Source organism: Flavobacterium sp. (assembly GCF_027531705.1).
Lineage (GTDB): Bacteria > Bacteroidota > Bacteroidia > Flavobacteriales > Flavobacteriaceae > Flavobacterium.
This window is the reverse complement of the sequence record NZ_JAPZSP010000005.1, coordinates 60,185-81,266: the sequence shown is the minus strand read 5'-3', so window position 1 is coordinate 81,266 and position 21,082 is coordinate 60,185. Positions and strand designations below refer to the sequence as shown.

Annotated in this window: 24 protein-coding genes; 4 read left to right on the top strand and 20 right to left on the bottom strand. The window is 32.5% G+C overall.

What is annotated here, in order from left to right; all coding sequences use genetic code 11:
- Positions 1 to 94: 94 nt before the first annotated feature.
- Positions 95 to 976, top strand: coding sequence for a lipid A biosynthesis acyltransferase (locus O9267_RS02615; protein ID WP_298175673.1), 882 nt, complete (start codon positions 95 to 97; stop codon positions 974 to 976).
- A 477-nt stretch (positions 977 to 1,453) separates the two neighbouring features.
- On the opposite strand, the gene O9267_RS02610 is transcribed toward O9267_RS02615, so the two are convergent.
- Positions 1,454 to 2,941: an aminotransferase class V-fold PLP-dependent enzyme gene (locus tag O9267_RS02610; protein WP_298175671.1), complete on the bottom strand. Its 1,488-nt coding sequence runs from the start codon at positions 2,939 to 2,941 to the stop codon at positions 1,454 to 1,456.
- Between the two features lie 378 nt (positions 2,942 to 3,319).
- On the opposite strand from O9267_RS02610, the gene O9267_RS02605 reads away from it, so the two are divergent.
- Positions 3,320 to 3,865 (top strand): hypothetical protein, encoded by a 546-nt coding sequence (locus O9267_RS02605; protein WP_298175669.1) that lies wholly within the window; start codon positions 3,320 to 3,322, stop codon positions 3,863 to 3,865.
- A 164-nt stretch (positions 3,866 to 4,029) separates the two neighbouring features.
- Here the strand turns inward: O9267_RS02605 and O9267_RS02600 are convergent, their stop codons facing one another.
- The 9 genes from O9267_RS02600 to O9267_RS02560 all read right to left on the bottom strand — a co-directional run bounded on the left by O9267_RS02600 (position 4,030) and on the right by O9267_RS02560 (position 13,067).
- Complete coding sequence (locus tag O9267_RS02600) at positions 4,030 to 4,260, bottom strand: DUF465 domain-containing protein (RefSeq protein WP_298175667.1); 231 nt, start codon at positions 4,258 to 4,260, stop codon at positions 4,030 to 4,032.
- A 22-nt stretch (positions 4,261 to 4,282) separates the two neighbouring features.
- On the bottom strand, positions 4,283 to 4,987 hold the full coding sequence (locus tag O9267_RS02595) for a sulfite exporter TauE/SafE family protein (protein ID WP_298175665.1): 705 nt from the start codon (positions 4,985 to 4,987) through the stop codon (positions 4,283 to 4,285).
- Positions 4,988 to 5,048: 61 nt separating this feature from the next.
- A complete protein-coding gene (locus O9267_RS02590) occupies positions 5,049 to 5,495 on the bottom strand; it encodes a FixH family protein (RefSeq protein WP_298175662.1) in 447 nt (148 codons plus the stop codon).
- A 12-nt stretch (positions 5,496 to 5,507) separates the two neighbouring features.
- A complete protein-coding gene (ccoG, locus tag O9267_RS02585; protein ID WP_298175660.1) occupies positions 5,508 to 6,932 on the bottom strand; it encodes a cytochrome c oxidase accessory protein CcoG in 1,425 nt (474 codons plus the stop codon).
- A gap of 78 nt (positions 6,933 to 7,010) precedes the next feature.
- Positions 7,011 to 7,958, bottom strand: a complete 948-nt coding sequence (locus tag O9267_RS02580; RefSeq protein ID WP_298175658.1) for a cbb3-type cytochrome c oxidase N-terminal domain-containing protein — start codon at positions 7,956 to 7,958, stop codon at positions 7,011 to 7,013.
- Between the two features lie 29 nt (positions 7,959 to 7,987).
- On the bottom strand, positions 7,988 to 8,155 hold the full coding sequence (locus O9267_RS02575; RefSeq protein ID WP_298175656.1) for a CcoQ/FixQ family Cbb3-type cytochrome c oxidase assembly chaperone: 168 nt from the start codon (positions 8,153 to 8,155) through the stop codon (positions 7,988 to 7,990).
- A 3-nt stretch (positions 8,156 to 8,158) separates the two neighbouring features.
- The gene (gene ccoN, locus O9267_RS02570; protein WP_298175654.1) at positions 8,159 to 10,333 is read right to left on the bottom strand and encodes a cytochrome-c oxidase, cbb3-type subunit I; all 2,175 of its coding nucleotides are present in this window, start codon (positions 10,331 to 10,333) and stop codon (positions 8,159 to 8,161) included.
- A 2-nt stretch (positions 10,334 to 10,335) separates the two neighbouring features.
- Entirely contained in the window at positions 10,336 to 10,530 is a 195-nt protein-coding gene (gene ccoS / locus O9267_RS02565; RefSeq protein WP_298175652.1) for a cbb3-type cytochrome oxidase assembly protein CcoS, read from the bottom strand.
- A 161-nt stretch (positions 10,531 to 10,691) separates the two neighbouring features.
- Positions 10,692 to 13,067, bottom strand: a complete 2,376-nt coding sequence (locus O9267_RS02560) for a heavy metal translocating P-type ATPase metal-binding domain-containing protein (protein ID WP_298175650.1) — start codon at positions 13,065 to 13,067, stop codon at positions 10,692 to 10,694.
- Positions 13,068 to 13,172: 105 nt separating this feature from the next.
- On the opposite strand from O9267_RS02560, the gene O9267_RS02555 reads away from it, so the two are divergent.
- The gene (locus tag O9267_RS02555; protein WP_298175648.1) at positions 13,173 to 13,853 is read left to right on the top strand and encodes a Crp/Fnr family transcriptional regulator; all 681 of its coding nucleotides are present in this window, start codon (positions 13,173 to 13,175) and stop codon (positions 13,851 to 13,853) included.
- Between the two features lie 4 nt (positions 13,854 to 13,857).
- Here O9267_RS02555 and O9267_RS02550 read toward each other — a convergent pair whose 3' ends face one another.
- The 10 genes from O9267_RS02550 to O9267_RS02505 form a co-directional block, all read right to left on the bottom strand.
- Positions 13,858 to 14,160 carry an antibiotic biosynthesis monooxygenase gene (locus tag O9267_RS02550; protein ID WP_298175646.1) on the bottom strand — a complete coding sequence of 101 codons (303 nt, stop codon included), beginning with the start codon at positions 14,158 to 14,160 and terminating at the stop codon, positions 13,858 to 13,860.
- A 5-nt stretch (positions 14,161 to 14,165) separates the two neighbouring features.
- Positions 14,166 to 14,939 carry a nucleoside triphosphate pyrophosphohydrolase gene (mazG, locus tag O9267_RS02545; protein ID WP_298175644.1) on the bottom strand — a complete coding sequence of 258 codons (774 nt, stop codon included), beginning with the start codon at positions 14,937 to 14,939 and terminating at the stop codon, positions 14,166 to 14,168.
- Between the two features lie 79 nt (positions 14,940 to 15,018).
- Positions 15,019 to 15,540, bottom strand: coding sequence for a DUF5606 domain-containing protein (locus O9267_RS02540; protein ID WP_298175642.1), 522 nt, complete (start codon positions 15,538 to 15,540; stop codon positions 15,019 to 15,021).
- A gap of 149 nt (positions 15,541 to 15,689) precedes the next feature.
- Positions 15,690 to 16,277, bottom strand: a complete 588-nt coding sequence (gene def, locus O9267_RS02535) for a peptide deformylase (protein ID WP_298175640.1) — start codon at positions 16,275 to 16,277, stop codon at positions 15,690 to 15,692.
- 102 nt (positions 16,278 to 16,379) lie between these two features.
- Positions 16,380 to 17,174, bottom strand: coding sequence for an HAD family hydrolase (locus tag O9267_RS02530; RefSeq protein ID WP_298175639.1), 795 nt, complete (start codon positions 17,172 to 17,174; stop codon positions 16,380 to 16,382).
- On the bottom strand, positions 17,164 to 18,648 hold the full coding sequence (locus O9267_RS02525) for a malate:quinone oxidoreductase (protein WP_298175638.1): 1,485 nt from the start codon (positions 18,646 to 18,648) through the stop codon (positions 17,164 to 17,166). Before O9267_RS02525 ends, O9267_RS02530 begins: the two co-directional genes overlap by 11 nt.
- 39 nt (positions 18,649 to 18,687) lie before the next feature.
- The gene (ruvX, locus tag O9267_RS02520) at positions 18,688 to 19,107 is read right to left on the bottom strand and encodes a Holliday junction resolvase RuvX (RefSeq protein WP_298175636.1); all 420 of its coding nucleotides are present in this window, start codon (positions 19,105 to 19,107) and stop codon (positions 18,688 to 18,690) included.
- A 19-nt stretch (positions 19,108 to 19,126) separates the two neighbouring features.
- Positions 19,127 to 19,408 carry a type II toxin-antitoxin system RelE/ParE family toxin gene (locus O9267_RS02515; RefSeq protein WP_298175634.1) on the bottom strand — a complete coding sequence of 94 codons (282 nt, stop codon included), beginning with the start codon at positions 19,406 to 19,408 and terminating at the stop codon, positions 19,127 to 19,129.
- Entirely contained in the window at positions 19,398 to 19,631 is a 234-nt protein-coding gene (locus O9267_RS02510; RefSeq protein WP_298175632.1) for a hypothetical protein, read from the bottom strand. Before O9267_RS02510 ends, O9267_RS02515 begins: the two co-directional genes overlap by 11 nt.
- A 35-nt stretch (positions 19,632 to 19,666) precedes the next feature.
- Entirely contained in the window at positions 19,667 to 20,107 is a 441-nt protein-coding gene (locus O9267_RS02505) for an META domain-containing protein (RefSeq protein WP_298175630.1), read from the bottom strand.
- 113 nt (positions 20,108 to 20,220) lie between these two features.
- On the opposite strand from O9267_RS02505, the gene O9267_RS02500 reads away from it, so the two are divergent.
- Positions 20,221 to 21,036 carry a 2,3,4,5-tetrahydropyridine-2,6-dicarboxylate N-succinyltransferase gene (locus tag O9267_RS02500; RefSeq protein ID WP_298175628.1) on the top strand — a complete coding sequence of 272 codons (816 nt, stop codon included), beginning with the start codon at positions 20,221 to 20,223 and terminating at the stop codon, positions 21,034 to 21,036.
- Positions 21,037 to 21,082 lie beyond the last annotated feature (46 nt).

The following is a 21,082-nucleotide window of genomic DNA, read 5'->3' as shown; positions in this document are numbered from 1 at the left end:
AATTTAGTTTGGTAAAAATAGAAATAGTTTCTTTAGCTTTTGTTAAAATAGATAGTCAAATTAACTTTTGCCTTATATTTGTAAAAAATAATTGATGCAGTTTTTAGTCTATCTTCTTATATATCCTATACTTTGGTGCGTTTCGATGCTGCCTTTTCGAGTATTATATTTTGTTTCTGATATAGTCTATTTCGTTGTCTATTATGTAATTGGCTACCGCAAAAAAACAGTTCGAGAAAATTTAAAATTAGCTTTTCCTGATAAAACCGAAGCTGAAAGATTGCAAATAGAAAAAGATTCGTTCAAGCATTTATGCGATATGTTTCTTGAAATGGCAAAAACGATGACTATTTCGAGAAAGCAAATAGATAAACGTTATAAAATTATAAATTTAGAATCGTATCTCGAATTTGAAAAAAAAGGGAAAAGCATTGCTCTTTTATGCGCGCATTATGCTAGTTATGAATGGGCTGTGTCATTAAATCATCATATCACTTTTAAAGGTTATGGTATTTACAAAAAAATTGCGAATCCTTATTTTGATAAACTTGTAAAAGACATTCGTTCGCGTTTCAAAGCTTATTTGATTACGACCAAAGAAACCAAAACTTGCATTGAAGAAAATAGTAAAAATGGCGTTTTAGGATTGTACGGATTTGCAAGCGATCAAACACCAAGAGCATCACATAATCTTCATTGGGATTCTTTTTTGGGAATTGAAACACCTATTCATATTGGTGCCGAAGTTTTGGCAAAACGATTTGATATGAATGTAGTTTTCCTAAAAACAACTAAAGTAAAAAGAGGTCATTACGAAGCAACTTTAGAACTAATGTCCGACGATATAAACTCGGTTCCTGATTATAAAATTTCGGAAGCTTTTATGCGAAAAGTAGAACAACAAATCTACGAAAACCCAAGTTTATATTTATGGACGCACAAACGTTGGAAACATAAGCGCGAACATTTTCAGTAGAAAGACACAAATTTCACGAATTTGCACGAATAGTTTTTGCTTTAAATTTCACGAATTTTTCTTTGATTGTGAATTTAATAGAAATAATTTCAACACAAATTTCACTAATTTTCACGAATTGTTTTTACTTGAAATTTCACAAATTTTAAAAATCTACTTGAAGTAACTTCAACACAAATTACACAAATTTGCACAGATTTTGCTTGCTTTAAGTTTCACGAATTTTTCTCTGATTGTTTGAATGCAAACTAAGTAAAAGTGACACAAATTTCACTAATTTGCACGAATTCTTTTTACTTGAAATTTCACAAATTTTAAAATCTACTTGAAGTAACTTCAACACAAATTATAGAAGTAAATCCAACACAAATTACACAAATTTGCACAAATTATTTTCACTTGAAATTTCACGAATCTTTGTGTAATTTTTTTCACATTTTGTTTAGTGTTAATTTGTGTAATTCGTGTAGAATCAATTTATTTTCTAAACCAATTGGATACTAATTCTTTCTCGTAATTGGTGGCGTCTTTGTGTGTAAACTCGTTGTTGGACGGATTGTAATTATATTCGTTTTCCCAAGTTTTGTGTTTTTCTGCTAACGATTTTATACTATCGCACACAAACTTAATTTCGCTTGAAGTTGTAGTTGGGTGAATTGACATTCTAATCCAGCCTGGTTTTCTTATCAAATCTCCAGAAGCTATTTGACAAACCAAATCGTGTGAAGTTTCTTGGTCAACATGAAGCAAATAATGTCCGTATGTTCCAGCGCAACTGCAACCACCACGCGTTTGAATTCCGAATTTATCGTTCAGCAATTTTACGCCTAAATTGTAGTGCAAATTGTCGATATAAAACGAAATCACTCCTAGCCTATCTTGATGTTCATTTGCCAAAATGTTCAAACCTTCCACATTTCCTAATTGTTCAAAAACGTAATCAACAATTTCGTGTTCACGGGCTAAAATGTTGTTTACGCCCATTTCTTCTTTTAGCTGAATCGCCAAAGCGGTTTTTATAACTTGCAAAAAACCTGGCGTTCCACCATCTTCTCTATCTTCAATATTGTCGATGTATTTGTGTTCGCCCCACGGATTTGTCCAACTTACAGTTCCGCCTCCTGGACAATCGGGAACATTGTTTTTGTACAAATTTTTATTAAAAACCAAAACGCCCGAAGTTCCTGGTCCGCCCAAAAACTTATGTGGCGAAAAGAAAATCGCATCTAAGTAACTTTCTTTATCTTCTGGATGCATATCGATGTTTACGTAAGGACCAGAACACGCAAAATCTACAAAACAGACACCATTATTTTGATGCATAATTTTGGCAACTTCATGATAGGGTGTTCTAATTCCGGTTACGTTGGAGCAAGAAGTTATAGAGGCAATTTTGAAACTTCTATCTTTGTATTTATCCAACACTTTTTTGAATTCTTCTAAACAAAACAAACCGTTTTCGTTGGCCGGAATTACTTCTACATCGGCAATTGTTTCTAGCCATGATGTTTGATTAGAATGATGTTCCATGTGCGAAATAAAAACGATAGGTTTTAGTTCTTTTGGCAAGTTGATAAACTCGCGCATATTTTCGGGAAGTTTTAATCCCAAAATACGTTGAAATTTGTTTACAACGCCTGTCATTCCGGTTCCTGTGTTTATTAGAACATCATCATCGTTGGCGTTTACATGGTGTTTTATAATGTGTTTGGCTTCGTGATACGCCATTGTCATTGCAGTTCCAGAAACAGTCGTTTCGGTGTGCGTGTTAGCAACAAAAGCACCAAACTCGTTCATTAGTTTTTCTTCAATTGGGCGATACAACCTGCCGCTTGCTGTCCAATCGGTGTAGATTATTTTTTGTTTTCCAAAAGGCGAATCAAATTCTTGGTCAATACCAATAATATTTTTTCTAAACTTTTGAAAATAAAGCTCTAATTCGGTGGTGGTTTCGGTTAGTGTCATGTTGTATCTAAAATTATGCTCAAAGATAGGAATTTTTATTTTTTGAAAAATAGTTGCTTTTGAAAACTTTGCTTTTGTCTAACCATTGCTAGAAAAAGCTGTTTAGCGTTCGGTTTTTTTTCTTTTTCAGTTGCTATAATTCTAAATTTTTATGAGCAAAGATTTAACTTCAGAAGTATAGTTTCAGAAGTATTTATTAAAAAAATAATTTAGAGTTTTTAAATTGTTAATTTTGTCATTGTTCCAACAAACTGACGCCCAACTTAAATACTATTTACGCTTTTTTTACAAAATTTACATTTTTATTTACAATCCAAATCGCTTAGTTCTAAAAATAGCACTTAGTTTCGCAGAACCAATTTAAAAAAAAGGAAACTTATGAAAAAAACCATTTATGTTCTGATCTTATTATTAGTTGTAGTAAGCGGACTAGTATTTGCTAATCGTGAAATTAAAAAGGAAACCAAACCATCCCAAAAGGTATTGGCTGTTGCAAACAAGAAAACCTACGTTGATGAAAGGAAAAAATGGGAAGCTTCTCCTGATGGTATAAAGTACAAAGAATGGCAAACTTCGGCAGAAGGCAAGAAAGTCTATGCTAGTTATGTTAACATAAAGAGATACATAAAGGCTTTCTCCGATATGGAAGCCGTGGTAACTTCTGTTACTTTTCAGCGCGAAAACGCGAATGCATCTGGTCCAAAATGGCTTATAGTTAGGATTGAAGGCCAAGATTACATGATGCAATTTACTCCTAAGGATTTTCAGCAATTAAGTAGCTTGAAAGTGAACGACAAAATAATTGTAAGAAGTCGCAACGCAAGCTTTTCAAACAATCATCCCTATTTGATTGTATCGGGCGATTACATTGCACATGATAAAAAAATACTTTTTAAACGTGAGTTCAAAAATGACGGTTGCTAAGGATTTGGGAGACGAAAAATATAAACCAAAACCCAACTCAACAACCCAAAACGCCAATACAAAGAGCGTTTTGGGTTTTATATCGTATTGACAATTCCTGAAATAGGTTTACAAAAAAAAACGCTTCAAAAAATAACTCTTGAAGCGGTTTTTTAGTTGTAGTACTACTTGTTTAGGATAGCATAAATTTCATCTTTTAGGTGTAGTAATTTTGCTTTTAGTTCGTGTGTGTACTCGTCTATAGCTACTTGTTCGCCTATGTTGATACGGTGCACTTCGTTTTCTACTTTGTGGTATTCATCAAAAAGATCTTTAAAATGTGTATCATTTTCTTTTAGTAGATCTAGTTTTTCCTGGTATTCAGGAAACTCGTGGAGCAAATCATGTCTTTCCATTTTATTTCTAATTTTTTGGTTACTAATTATGACAATTGGCTTCTGCTTGCACAAACAAATCTATGTTGCCTGGCGACAAATACGCAATGTCAAGTCCTAATCCTCTAAAAATAAATAACAAGCCAATTACAATGGTTACAATGGGTATTACTTTTTGCAAGTTGCTTCGTATCGGTACAGATAAAAAGTTGCTTATATAAATCACTGCGCTCATTAGTGGTATAGTTCCAAGTCCGTAAAGCAGCATATAGGAAACTCCTAAAAGGGCATTTTGCATAGCAATAGCGCCAAAAAGTGCTGCATAAACCAATCCGCATGGTAAAAATCCGTTGAGTAGTCCAATGGTAAACAAAGCATCGGGTGTTTTGCGTTTAAACTGGTTACCCAAGTTAGATTTAATATTAGAAATTAGTTTATAAATCGGTCTTGAAAAATTGTACTTAGCAAAAACTCTTTCGGGAATTAAAACTAACAAAATCATCATTATTCCCACAACTATCGACATGCGTTGTTGCATTCCTGCTAAGTACAATCCTTTTCCTATTAATCCAAAGAGCAAACCTAATGTTGCATAGGCTGTTAATCTTCCTAGATGGTATGTTAAAATCTGAATGGCTTTTTTACTCGGGTTTTTATGATCTACAGGTAGCATCATAGCGATTGGTCCGCACATCCCTATGCAATGCAAACTGCTAATCAAACCGAAAACCAAAGCTGAAATTAACATAATAAAGTTAGTAATTAGTAGTGATAAATAAGATGACAAATGTCATTTTACCCAGTATTTTTTAGTAATTTATTTTTTCTTTTTTTAGAAATTCTTTACCATCGTATGTCCAATCGACAGAAATGTCCCAAAGACCGCTAGCCAGATTACTTTTAGGTATGAGCAAATGTGGACTTGATAACGAAATAGGAACTTCGAAATCGAGCTTCTGGTTAGACGGTCTATATAAGGACACTTTTCCTTTTACTTTGGTAATATCTATTTCGTCAGGAAAGTCGATAGCAATGCCTTCATCTGTTCTGGAAACCAAAACATTTACAACCATATCATTTGCATTTTGCTCTTTTTCCATTTGTTTGGAATAAACCAACTCTTTTTTATAATATTCTTCGGTTACAAGCTCATTATCATATTTAGGATTAGACTGAACTTTGAAAACAAAGTATAAAATGAAAGTGATAAACAATGCAAACGCAATTACTATTGATGTTCCCCAATTAATTTTCATGTTTTCTATTTTTTAATTAAAGTTTCTTGGACCAACAAAGTTAGTTGTTGCTGATTCAATAAGCTTATTATTGTTATAAACTTCAATTTTCAATTCTACTTTTTCGCCTTTAAGGTTAGATTCAAGGATTTTTACAAACATAGTTCCTTGCGCCATTCCTTGTTTAGGAACTTTAACAAATGGACTTCCGACCAATTTTATTTCACCTTTAGGATCAACCAATTTGAAAGTTACATTGTCAAAAGCACCTTCGGTTTTATTAATAATTTTATAGTTGTAAATATTAGTAATATTTTTTCCTTCATGTTGAAACAATTGCCCAGGCATGTGCAAAATAGTAGCTTCTACATCGTTTCGCAAGAAAAGCATTCCGATAAAAACTCCAATTAATATTGCCAAAACAGCAATATAACCTTTCATTCTAAGCGTTAATTGGAATTTTTCTTTCTTAACGATTTCGTCTTCACTTGCATAGCGAATTAGTCCTTTAGGCAAACCAACTTTGTCCATAATAGTATCACACTCGTCGATACAAGCTGTACAGTTGATACACTCTAACTGCGTACCGTTTCTAATATCGATACCTGTTGGGCAAACGTGAACACATACTTTACAATCGATACAATCGCCTTTTCCAGATGCTGCTCTATCTTCATTTTTATTGAATTTAGCTCTACCTATTTCACCTTCACCACGAACATGGTCGTATGCAACGTTTATGGTTTTATTGTCCAACAAAACACCTTGCATTCTTCCGTAAGGACAAGCAATGATACAAACTTGTTCTCTAAACCAAGCATAAATAAAATAGAATACACCAGTAAAAATTAGCAAAGCAATAAGCGTACTTTGGTTTTGAGCTGGTCCTTCTTCGATGAATCGAATTAATTCGTCACTTCCGATTAAATAAGCTAAAAATACATTTGCTATTATAAATGAAATAATGAAAAAGATAATCCATTTGGTTAAACGTTTTCTAATTTTTTCGCCATCCCAAGATTGTTTCGCCAAACGCATTTGTTGCGCTCTGTCTCCGTCAATCCAAAATTCGATTCTACGAAAAACCATTTCCATAAAAATAGTTTGAGGACAAAACCAACCACAAAAAATTCGACCAAAAGCAACAGTAAAAAGAGCCAATCCCACTACTCCAATAATCATAGAGATTACAAAAAGGTGGAAATCTTGTGGCCAAAAAGGAAAACTAAAAATATTAAATTTTCTTTCCAGCACATTGAACATCAAAAATTGATTTCCATTGATTTTGATAAATGGAGCACTTACTAAAAAAGCTAATAATATGTAACTTAAGAGTTTTCTCTTATTATAGAACCTTCCAACTGGTATTTTAGAGAAAATAAATGCTCTTTTTCCACTTTTATCAATAGTTGAAATTGAATCTCTAAAACTTTCTTCTGGTAAATTATTTGATGCCATTTTAACTTATGTTTTACGGAAAATACCGTGTAAATTTTGAAAAGGTTTTGAGCAATCCCAAAACCTTTTCATTTTTTATTATTTTGCTGGAACTTCAGCTGTTTTTGTACTATCAGTGGCTGTCACTGCAGCGTCTGCTTTTGGAGCGGCATCTTCAACCCATTTTTCACCTTCAGCAGCTTTTCCGCCAGCTGGTTTACTACCTTGAAGACTTAAAACGTAACTAGCAATTTTTTGAATATCTGTTGGTTTCAAAGTGTTTTTCCAAGCTACCATTGAAGGGTTATTTGGACTACCATCTGTAATCACTTTGAAAACATTTTTGATTCCGCCACCGTTAATCCAAAATTCATCTGTTAAGTTTGGTCCTACTGATCCACCACCATCTGGTTTGTGACAAGCAGCACATGTGTTTGTAAAAATTTCTTTTCCTTTAGCTATGCTTTCTGCATCAGTTAACAATGTAACTTTATCGATATTCATATCATCAGGAGAAGCAGCAGCATTTTTAGCAATTTCGATGTTAGCCAATTCAACTTCTTTGTCAAACTCTTGTGCTTGTGTATAATCGCCCATAACATGGAAACGAATTAAGTAAACAGCAGCAAAGACAATTGTTGCATAGAAAAGATATACCCACCATGGTGGCAATACATTGTCTAACTCTCTAATACCGTCGTAATCATGATCTAACATTACATCTGCTTCTTGCTCAACAGCCTTAGAACGTGTAAGTTTACTCATAATACCTTGGTAGAATTTACCTTCAGTAAATGGTAATGATTGAGCATCGTCTAATTGTTTTTTCTGATCATCTGTTAATAAATGATAAGTAACTTTATCGACAGCATTAACTACAACTTCAATTGCAATTAATAAAAATAGGAAGACAAGTAAGAATAAAGAAACCATTGGGAACTTTATAAAGGCAGGTCTATCTCCTGAGTCGATGAAAAATTCCAATGCTGCAAATACAATTGCGAATATCAGTGGAACTCTTATGTATGATGGAATTATTTTTTTCATTATTTTAAACTTTTATATGTTGAAATTAATTAGTCGTTTAATGGAAGATTACTCATTTCTTTGATTCTGTCTTTGCTATATGTAAATGCCCAAACGGTGTATAGTACAAAAGCTGTAAAAAAGATTCCAAGTGATATGATAGGGTAAATAGATACACCATCAATCGTTTCCAAATTTTGTTTTACGAATTTTAACATGACTTATTTTTTATCTTTTACTTGAATATCAGTACCTAAACGTTGCATATAAGAAATAAGTGCAATAATCTCTCTGTCTTTTAATGGAACATCTGAGCCTTCAAAAGATTTTTTAATCTCAGCATTAGCCAATAATGTTTTTTCGATAGCACTTGCTTGCTCATCAATAGCTTTTGGAGCATTAGCTATATCTTCAGGAGAATATGGAACACCAAGTGTGACCATTGCTTCCATTTTAGCTTGAACTAATGAGTTATCCAATTTGTTTTGAACTAACCATTGGTATCTTGGCATCAATGAACCTGGAGAAATACTTTGTGGATCATAGAAGTGATTGAAATGCCATACATTATCTCTACCACCGTTGAAAGGTTTTCCTTTAACACCTTCTCTAGCCAAATCTGGACCAGTACGTTTAGAACCCCATAAGAATGGATGATCATAGACAAATTCACCCGCTTTAGAATATTCACCATAACGCTCAACTTCTGAACGGAAAGGACGAATCATTTGAGAGTGACAGCTTACACAACCTTCACGAATATATAAATCTCTACCTTGTAATTCAAGTGGTGAATATGGCTTAACAGCAGCGATAGTAGGAATATTTGATTTTACTAAAAGCGTTGGTAGTATTTGAATCAATCCTCCAATTAAGATAGCAACTGTAGATAATAACATGAACTGAACTGGTTTTCTTTCTAACCAAGCATGCCATTTCTCACCTTTCAATCTATTTTTACTTATATCTGCTAATGCTGGAGCTTCAGCTAATTCATTTTCAACAGTATCACCTTGTCTAACAGTCATAATAATATTGTAACATAATACTAATAAACCAGCTAAGAATAAAGTACCACCAATAGCTCTCATCCAATACATTGGCATTAATTGAGTAACTGTTTCTAAGAAGTTACCATATTGTAAGCTACCAGCGTCAGGTTTAAATTGTTTCCACATAGAAGCTTGAGTAAACCCAGCAACATACATTGGAAGTGCATATAAAATAATACCTAAAGTACCAATCCAGAAGTGGAAGTTCGCTAATTTTTCAGAGTATAATTTAGTTTTCATCATACGAGGAATCAACCAATAGATGATACCAAATGACATAAATCCGTTCCAAGCTAATGCACCAACGTGAACGTGAGCAATAATCCAGTCGGTATAGTGAGCTATAGCATTTACATTTTTAAGAGACAACATTGGTCCTTCAAAAGTTGCCATACCGTAACCCGTAATTGCTACTACGAAGAATTTTAATACTGAATCTGTACGAACTTTATCCCAAACACCACGAAGTGTTAATAAACCGTTGATCATACCACCCCAAGACGGAGCAATTAACATTACAGAGAATACAACTCCAAGATTCTGAGCCCAATCAGGTAATGCAGAATATAATAAGTGGTGAGGTCCAGCCCAAATGTATAAGAAAATTAATGACCAGAAGTGAATAATAGAAAGTCTATATGAATAAACAGGTCTGTTTGCCACTTTTGGAACAAAATAGTACATCATTCCTAAGAAAGGTGTTGTCAAGAAAAATGCAACCGCATTGTGGCCATACCACCATTGTACTAAAGCATCTTGAACACCAGCATAAACTGAGTAAGATTTTAGTCCAGCCACTGGTAATTCCAAACTATTAAAGATATGAAGAACTGCAACCGTAACGAAAGTAGCAATGTAGAACCAAATAGCTACATAAATGTGACGTTCTCTTCTTTTAATAATGGTTCCTATCATGTTGATACCAAATACAACCCAAATTAATGCGATGGCAATATCAATTGGCCATTCTAACTCCGCATATTCTTTAGATGTTGTAAATCCTAATGGTAAAGTAATAGCGGCAGCAACAATAATTAATTGCCAACCCCAAAAGTGGATTTTGCTTAATAAATCGCTAAACATTCTAGCTTTTAACAAACGTTGCATTGAGTAATAAACTCCTGCAAACATTGCGTTTCCAACAAAGGCAAAAATTACCGCATTGGTGTGTAAAGGTCTTAATCTACCAAAACTTAAAAACGAGATTCCACTCGTCATGTTTGGAAATAAAAACATGAAGGCTAGAATTAGCCCTACTAACATTCCTACCACACCAAAAACGATGCTAGCGTAGAGAAAGTTTCTTACAATTTTGTTGTCGTAATAAAATTGTTGCTTGTCCATAATTAAACTTGTTTTTCTTCTGTTATTTGTATTTGATTTTTGTTAGTTTCTTTGAGAAGTTCATCGTCAAAAAGCATTCTGACAGATGGCGTATAGTCATCATCAAACTGACCGCTTTTTACCATTCTTATAAAAACATACAAGAATGTAACAGCTAAGACTATACTTATTGAGATTAATAAATAAATGACACTCATACCTTAAATTTGTGTTAACAAAGTTACTTCTACCTATTTTTTTAAAATATGATATTTATCATACATTAAGATTTGCTTAAAATTTGAAAGCTAAATAATTTTTTAAATGATTGAATTTCAAATAAAAACAACCGTTTTTTATCGTAATCAGCTTAGTAAAATTATTTAACTCTTGCAAAAACATTACTCATGATTGTTACAAAACTAACTATGGTAATTGTGCTTAATGGCATAATGATAGCTGCCACAATTGGCAATAAATTTCCCGTAACAGCATAACTCAATCCAACAACATTATAGAGTAATGACAACCCAAAACTCATATAGATGGTTTTCATTGCGTTTTTGGAATATTTCAAAAAGAAAGCAATTCGTTCAAATTGAGATGCATCTAAAATTCCATCACAAGCTGGCGAAAAAACATTCACGTTTTCTGAAATTGAAATCCCAACATTACTTTGTGCCAATGCTCCAGAATCATTTAACCCATCACCTATCATCATAACATTTTTTCCTTGCTTTTGCAGACTATCTATATATTCAAGTTTTTGTTCTGGTTTTTGATTGAATACCAAATTCACAGAACTTGGCAACAACTTTTCCAAAATTTTTCGTTCTCCATCATTATCACCAGACAATACATATAAGTCGTATTTCTTGGCTAAATTTTCAAAGAGTTTTTCTATTCCAGGTCTGTACTGATTGGTAAAAACATAACTACCTTTATAGACACCATTAATTTCGACATGTACTTTTGTCTTTTTATGCGTGTTTTCAGTCATGGTTTTTAGATATTGAGAAGAACCCAACTTTACAGTATTACCATCAATTTCGGCAAAAACTCCTTTACCAATTACTTCTTCAAAACTAGAAGTCTCCATTTTATCCTGATTCGGAATATAATCGTACAATCTTCTGCTTAATGGATGATTGGAACCTCTTAGTACATTTTTTACTAATTTTAATTCAAAATAATTTAAAACTTCACCTTCATAAGTAATGGAAGTCTTTTTATTAGTGGTAATGGTTCCTGTTTTGTCAAAAACTATACTATCTACTTTGGCTAATTGTTCAACAACTATTGCATTTTTTAAATAAAATTTTCGATTTCCTAGAATTCGTAAAACGTTTCCAAGTGTGAAAGGTGCTGTCAATGCCAAAGCACATGGACAAGCCACAATTAGAATTGCAGTAAAAACATTAAAAGCAGTTGAAGTATCAATAAAAATCCAATATAAGAAAGAGACGATTGACAATCCTAATAAGGCTGGAGTAAAATAACGGCTGATTCTATCTGTAATCGATTTGTGTTTTTGATCAACTCTTTTTTGAAAAACATCATTACTCCATAATTGAGTTAAATAGCTATTTGAAACCGAAAACAAAACTTCCATTTCGATTACTTTACCTAATTGTTTTCCGCCTGCAAAAATTTTGTCGCCCGATTTTTTGGCAACAGCCACTTCTTCACCCGTTACAAAACTATAATCGATTGAAGCTTTTTCTGAAATCAAAATTCCATCAACCGGAATTAACTCTTGATTTCTTATCAATAATCTATCACCTTTTTCAATATCATAAACCTGAACGGCTTCTTCTGTGCCATTTGACAAAAGTTTGGTAATGGCAATCGGAAAATACGATTTATAATCTCTTTCAAAAGAAAGAAAATCGTATGTTTTTATTTGAAATAATTTCCCTAAAAGCATAAAGAAAATCAATCCGCACATGCTATCGAAAAAGCCTTGACCGTAATCGAAAATAATATCAACGGTACTTCTGACGAACATTACCACAATTCCTAGTGCAATCGGAATATCAATATTTAACATTCCCGATTTGATACTTTTCCAAGCCGAAACATAATAGCCGCTTGCCGAATAAATAAAGGCCGGCAATGACAAAGCAAAAATCAACCAACGGAAAAATCCACGGTATTGGTTAATCCAAAATTCGTTGACTTCAAAATATTCTGGAAATGATAGCAACATGATATTTCCAAAACAGAAAAAGGCTACTCCTATTTTATAGATTAAACTTCTATCGACATTTTTCTTTCCTTCGTCAAAATTTTCTAATGAAATATAAGGTTCATAACCTATAGAACTCAACATTTCAACGATTTTTCTCAAAGAAGTTTTCTCAGGATTGTAATTTACACGTACTTTCTTTTCGCCAAAATTAACCTGGGAAGTTCCAATACCTGCATCTAATCGTTGAAGATTTTCTAATATCCAAATGCACGAACTACAATGAATATGTGGAATATAAAGCGAAACAATATTAGTCGTTCCGTCTTCAAATTCTAATAATTTGCTGACAATATCATCATTGTCTAAAAACGTATATTTTCCTTGAATATCTTGTGGAGTAGCACCAGGTGCCGATTGAAAATCATAATAACAAGTCATATCATTTTGACTAAAAATCTCATAAACAGTTTTACAACCGTTGCAACAAAAACTTTTATCATCAAAAATAACCTCGTCTTTTTTTATTATTTCATTACCACAATGGAAACAATTTGTTGTGTCCATAAATTTGCTCATTTTACCTACTACAAAGATTAAACAATACTTAATTTTAAAATATGATATTTGTCATACAATTGGTATATTTGCAATGAAAAATCCAAAAACGATATGAGTAAGTGTGAACAATGTATTGTGAGACAATTTAGTTCGTTAAAAGCGTTGAAGAAAGATGATCTTTTAAAAATGGCTGATTGTAAGACTTCTTATACCATAAAAAAAGGCGAACCCATTTTTGAAGAAGGTGAAATTACCAAAGGTGTTTTTTGCATTAAAGATGGTATTTGCAAATTATCGAAGTTAAGTGCCAATGGAAAAGATCAAATTGTAAAATTGGTCAAACCAGGCGAATTATTAGGTCAACGTTCGATGATTAGCGAGGAACCAGCCAACTTGAGTGCTGTTGCTTTAGAAGATATGGAAGTTTGTTTTATTCCGAAGAGTGAAATTATGGGATTTTTTAATACCAATAATGAGTTTTCTATGAATGTTATGAAAACCATTTGTGGTGATTTGAAAGATGCCGACGATCATATGATTTCGTTAGCCCAAAAAAGTGTGAAAGAACGTTTGGCAGAAACCTTATTATATCTTGATGATAATTTTGGCAAAAACGAAGATGGTACTTTACACATTCAGTTATCACGTGAAGAATTAGCAGGTATGATTGGCACAGCAACCGAAAGCTGCATCCGATTACTTTCAGAATTTAACAAAAGTGGTTTAATTGAATTGGTTGGAAAAAAGATTGCTATTCTAGACAGAAATAAGTTGAGAAGACTTTCGGAATAGATTGCTATTTTTCAAAACTATATTCTTTTTCAACCAAAGCTATTCTTACTGTATATTTTTCATACCATTTTGAAACTCCCAATTGCTGAGCGTCAAGATGATCAAGATTTTGTTTCCAATTTTTGATAGCTTCAAGAGATTTCCAATAAGAAACTGTTATTCCTATCTCATTTCTAGCAGATTCAACTCCTAGAAAACCTTCTTGCAATTGAGCTAATTCAACCATTTTAGCAGCCATTTCGGAATAATTTTCGTCAACTTCTGTTCTTTTTGAAGTAAAAATTACAGCGTAATAAGGTAATTCCATAAATATCAAAGTTTCTTCGCTTCATTCCAAAAAACATCCATTTCGGCTAACGTCATATCCATTAATGGTTTTCCGAGTTCGCCTGCTTTGCTTTCTAGATATTGAAAACGCTTGATAAATTTTTTGTTAGTTCGTTCTAAAGCATCTTCTGGATTTACTTTCAAGAATCTTGCATAATTTATCATGGAGAATAAAACATCGCCAAATTCAGCTTCAATTTTATCTTGGTTTCCAGAAGCAACCTCAACTTGAAGTTCTTGCAATTCTTCCTGAACTTTATCCCAAACCTGATGTGGTTCTTCCCAATCAAATCCGACACCTTTTACTTTATCCTGAATTCTTGAAGCTTTAACTAGTGCAGGCAAACCTTTTGGAACACCTTCTAAAACGGATTTTTTTCCTTCTTTAAGTTTCAGTTTTTCCCAATTTCGCTTCACTTCTTCTTCATCGGCAACTTCAACATCACCATAAATATGTGGATGACGGTGAATCAATTTATCGCAAATTTCATTGCAAACATCGGCTATATCAAAATCGTTTGTTTCGCTTCCAATTTTGGCATAAAAAACAATGTGTAACAACAAATCACCCAATTCTTTTTTGATTTCTTGCAAATCATTATTCAAAATGGCATCGCCCAATTCGTATGTTTCTTCAATTGTTAAATGACGAAGACTTTCTAATGTTTGCTTTTTATCCCAAGGACATTTTTCGCGCAAATCGTTCATTATATCTAATAATCGATTGAAAGAGTCGAGTTGTTGTTGGCGTGAGTTCATGATTTTGATTTTTGTAAAAATAAAAAATCCTATTACTCAAATTGAGCAATAGGAATTCTATTTATAAAAAAGTAATTAACTATTTTTTAGTTTTAGCTTTCGGTTTTTCAACTTTCTCAGCTTTCTCTGTTTTAGCTTCTTTCTTTGGTTCTTTTTTGGCTTTAACTTCTTCTACCACTTGTTCTTTGATAGATTCTGCTTTTTCAATTTTTGGTTCTTCTTTAGAAACCATTCCTTTTGCTTGAAGCATATTGTACCAATTCAATACTTTTTTGATATCTGAAGCATATACTCTATCTTCATCATAATCTGGCACAATTTGTTTGAAATAAGCAATTAGTTTATCGTTATCTTCTTTATGAGAAATGGCTGGTCCTTCGTTTTCTTTTACTGCAATTGCTCGCATAATTTCAACTAAAGGTTTTTCTTCGCTATGAGTGTACATAGAAATTTCAGATAACAAACTTACGTTGCTTCTCATTCCAACCGTAATTTTTTTTCCATCAATCATTGATTCTGCAACGAATCCTGAACGGGTTTGAACTTTTAATTCGTATAAACCAGGTTTCCCTGAAATGGCTAATATTTTTTCTACATTCATTTTACTTGTATTTTTAAGCGGTGGCAAATATAACTAAATAAAATTCCAAATAACAAATTTGAAATTTCAATTAAAAAACTCAAATTTCATGCCATTTTAAGCTAAAAGCAATTGGGATTTGGGATTTTATTTTTTGGGATTTTAAGAATTTATCTTCCTTTTTTATTGCAAAAACGCATTCTATAATCTGGACGAGCTTTACCATCCATAATATTTTGCAGTTTATTTTTGATTAATTTTTTCTTTAAAGTAGAAATTAAATCGGTAAACAAAATTCCTTCAATATGGTCGTATTCATGTTGAATAACTCTGGCGATTAATCCATCAAAAACTTCAGTTTTCTTGTTGAAATTTTCATCATAATACTCTAAAGTGATTTTTTCATGACGAATTACATCTTCGCGCACATCAGGAATACTCAAGCAACCTTCGTTAAAACCCCATTCTTCGCCTTCTTCTTTTAGCATTTTAGCATTGATGAAAGTTCTTTTAAAAGTGCTCAACAGTACATGTTCTTCTGGAGTTAAATCTTTACTATCACTAAAAGGTTCGGTATCGATAACAAACAAACGAATAGCTAGTCCAATTTGAGGTGCTGCTAATCCAACACCATAAGCATTGTACATTGTTTCATACATATTATCGATAATTTCGGTAAGATTAGGATAATCAGCCGAAATTTCTTCACCTACTTTTCTTAAAACTGGATCGCCGTAGCCTATTATTGGTAGTATCATTTTGATTTCTGATTTTAGAATTCAGAATTTTGAATTCAGAATTTTGGCAAAAGTAATTATTTTTTAGATTAGTGAATCATCAACTTCACTGAAACTACTCATTTATAACAAGTATTTCTCAATTGTTTGCGTTACACCATTCGTATTATTATCAAAATCAGTCGTATAATTAGATATTTCGATGATGTCTTTATGTGCATTTTTCATGGCAAAACTAAATTCGGCGGTTTCCATCATTTCTAAATCATTAAGAAAATCGCCAAAAACCATTGTTTCACCTTTAGAAATCGCTAGTTTTTTTTGAATGATTTCAATAGCAACACCTTTATTGGCAGTAAAACTTGTTACGTCTAGCCAAATTAAACCCGAAATAGCCACTTTAAAGTCGTTTTCAAATTCTTTAAAATATTGATAACTGTTGGTTGGAACGTCATTAAAATCGCAAATAGTTACTTTCAAAACCACATCATCTACTTGCGTTAAATCATCCACAATTTGCAACTTTGTATAATATTTTCTGACTTCTGTCAAAAACCTTTCATCGGTATTTTCAACATAAGCAGATTCTTTTCCACATAAAATAACATACCCATCTTTTACTGTTCTTCCTATTTTTATAAACTCGATTGCATTTTCTTTAGGCAAATCATTTATGAATAACTCCTCACCTTTAAAATATGCAAAAGTTCCGTTTTCTGCTAAGAATAAAGTACGCTCTTTTATCCTGTCAAACAACGAAATAATATTGAACAATTGGCGTCCAGAAGCGATCGCAAAAAGTATATTTTTATCAGTTAATTGTTGCTCAACTTCCCAAAAATCTGTTGGTAAATTGTGATTGCTATCTAGTAAAGTTCCATCTAAATCTGAAACGATTAATTTTATTTTATCCTTCATTTGTAAGTTGCAATATTTTAGTAGTTTTAGTTCTTATTTCGTTTAATAATTGCTGATTATCGTTCAAATGCAATCCAAAAGATGGAATCATTTTTTTTAACTTTTCTTGCCAAAGTTTATCGTTCATTTCTTCTTTAAAACATCTAGTAAGCACATCAATCATTACAGAAACCGCAGTTGATGCGCCAGGCGAAGCACCAAGTAAACAAGCCAAAGTTCCATCGGTTGAAGTTATAATTTCGGTTCCAAATTCTAATGTTCCACCTTCTTCTTCGTCTTTTTTGATGACTTGTACACGCTGACCAGCATCGAGTAATTCCCAATCTTCCATTTTGGCGTTTGGAAAATAGTCTTGCAATGCTTCAATTCGTTTTTCGTCTGATTGCATTACTTGTTCAATCAGATATTTTGTCAACGGAAAATTGTTCCAACCAGCATAAAGCAAAGGTTTTATATTATCCAATTCGATTGAATCTAACAAATCTAAATAGGAACCGTTCTTTAAAAATTTGGTTGAAAATCCAGCAAATGGTCCAAAAAGTAATTCTTTTTTGCCATTAATAATTCTAGTGTCTAAATGTGGAACCGACATTGGTGGTGCTCCAACAGAAGCTTTTCCGTAAACTTTAGCTTGGTGCTTTTGAATGATTTCTTCGTTTTTACATTTTAACCATTGTCCGCCAACAGGAAAACCGCCATAACCTTCGGCTTCGTTAATATTGGCTTCTTGCAAAAGTAATAAAGAAGCACCGCCAGCGCCAATAAAAACAAATTTGGCTTTCGATTTTATTTTTTCATCATTCGTCAAATCTTTGATTTTCAAACGCCATGTTTTATCTTCATTTTGCTTTATTCGTCTAACTTCGTGGTTGTAATATATTGAAACGCCTTCTTGTTTTGCTAAATAGTCTAACATTCTCTTAGTCAATTCGCCAAAATCAACATCTGTTCCAAGCATAATTTTTGTAGCAGCAACAGCTTCTTCTTTGCTTCTATTTTGCATTACCAATGGCATCCAATTTTTTAATACTTCAAAATCAGCACTAAATTCCATTTGAGAAAAAAGTGGATTTTTGGTTAACGATTCATGTCTTTTTCTAAGATAATCGACATTTTCATTTCCCCAAACAAAACTCAAATGAGGAATAGAATGAATAAAACTTTCAGGATTTGTTAGTTTTCCATTTTCAACCAAATAACTCCAAAACTGGCGAGTTAATTCAAATTGTTCGGCAATTTTGATTGCTTTTTTAGCATCGATTGTGCCATCTGAATTTTGTGGTGTGTAATTCAATTCACAAAAAGCGGAATGTCCCGTTCCGGCATTATTCCAAGCAGAAGAACTTTCTTGAGCAGGTTTATCGAGCCTTTCGTATATTTCAATTGTTATTTCGGGTTGCAATTCTTTCAGGAAAATGCCTAATGTAGCACTCATTATTCCTGTTCCGATAAGGATTACGTCGGGTTGATTCATAATTTTGGTTGCGAGTTTCGAGTTACGGTTTTAAAAGTTTTATGTGATTTTAAATCGCAATAAATAATCTTGAAGCATAATTGTAGCGGCGATTTCGTCGACTAGTGCTTTGTTTTGACGCTGTTTTTTTTTCAATCCACTATCAATCATAGTTTGGAAAGCCATTTTAGATGTAAAACGTTCGTCAACACGTTCTAATTTCATTTCGGGAAATTCTTTTTGAAATTTAGAAACAAACTTCTCAATCACTTCGGTACTTTCAGAAGGTTGACCGTTCATCTGTTTGGGTTCTCCGATGATAACTTTGACAACATTTTCTTTGGAAAAATAATCTTTAAGAAAAGTAATCGCTGTTTCTGAAGGAATTGTGGTCAATCCAGAAGCAATTATTTGAAAATCGTCGGTTACGGCAATTCCTGTTCGTTTTATTCCGTAATCTATGGATAGGATTCTTGGCATTTGGAGAGATTTTGATTTGTTATAATGCTATTTTATGTTTAAGAATACCAATAACATATACAATTTCGTTCAACTCATCAACTCTAACAACTGTTGTATAACCTTTGTAAATATAATCTCTATAATTATTGTGATCAAAATATATTGACTTTTTATAATTGAATGGATTTACAAGGTCTCTTTTTATGTTTTGCAATAATTTATTTTTAAATTTTTGAGCAGCAATTGGTTTATCTCTAGAAATAAAAAAAACGATTTCCTTCAAATCAGCTTTGAAATCAATAGTCAATTTAATCTTCATGATTAGAAATGACGTTGTCTAAATATGAATCTAATTCTTCAAAACTACAAAACTCAGCAGTTCCATTAGAAATTTTTGCATCTACTAAATGAAGTTTTCTTTTATTTTCAATAAAACTAGAATCTTCAGTAACAACTTTACATTCTTTTTCTGAAAAAGAACTCAAAAACTCTAAAATTTTAGTTCTAACGTTTGGCTGACATTCAATTTTTATTGTTTCCATAATGAAATTGTTTATACAAATATAGGAAAAAAACTTTACTTTCTTATCAATTCAAATCTTGCTAATGGTGTCATTCTTCCCTTGTTTAGAGAAAGAATTTTTCCGTCAACAATAAAATTATCGGTCATTTCGAGCACTTTAGAAAATTCTTGTTCAGTTTTCATATCTTCACAAGCCATCCTAGTTGAAATAACTTTAGAGAAAGTGATTTTGAAAGTATTCTCAACTTTGTATTCACCACCCAAATTATTACAACCGGCAAATGCTGCAAATCTATTTTCTTCAAAAAAATCAAGAGTGAATTTAGTATTCTCAATTTTATTTCCTCTTAATTCAATCAATTTCCATTTGGTTTTAAACAAATTTTTCGAATCAATTTTGGTTGCCACTTCTTTAGAGTTTTCGTTTTTATTAATTGTTTTATTACTGCAACTTACCATAATTAGAGTTAATAGTAACATCAAAATATTTTTCATTTTCTGTACATTTGATTTTAAACAAAAGTAATTATTTCGATTCTGAAATGACAAAAACCATACCTGTTTCTTTATAAAATAAATTATCTTTGCATTTCAAAAACATAACAATCATGGACAATTTACAATCGACGATAGAAAAAGCTTGGGAAAACCGAGAATTATTGAAAGAAGAAATTACAATAAACACTATAAAAGAAGTAATTTATTTACTAGACAACGGAAAACTTAGAGTAGCTGAACCAACTACTTCTGGTTGGCAAGTGAACGAATGGGTTAAAAAAGCAGTAGTTATGTATTTTCCAATTCAAAAAATGGAAACACATGAAGTTGGTATTTTTGAATATCACGACAAAATGCTTTTGAAAACAGGTTATGCCGAAAAAGGAATTCGTGTTGTACCACCAGCTGTTGCTCGTTATGGCGCTTACATTTCAAAAGGTGTAATTATGATGCCTAGTTATGTAAATATTGGTGCTTATGTAGATGAAGGCACGATGGTCGATACTTGGGCAACTGTTGGAAGTTGTGCACAGATTGGAAAAAATGTTCACCTTTCTGGTGGTGTTGGAATTGGTGGTGTTTTAGAACCATTGCAAGCCGCGCCAGTTATTATTGAAGATGGCGCTTTCATTGGTTCAAGATGTATTGTTGTAGAAGGTGTTCGTGTTGAAAAAGAAGCCGTTCTAGGAGCTAATGTTTGTTTAACAGCTTCAACCAAAATTATTGATGTTACAGGAAATGAACCTGTTGAGTATAAAGGCTACGTTCCTGCTCGTTCGGTTGTGATTCCTGGAAGTTATACTAAGAAATTTGCTGCTGGAGACTTTCAAGTTCCGTGTGCATTGATAATTGGTCAACGTAAACCTTCAACCGATTTGAAAACTTCGTTGAATGATGCTTTGAGAGAATATGATGTAGCTGTTTAGGCAATTTGATTAACTTTAAATTATCAAAATTCAAATAAAAAAGCTC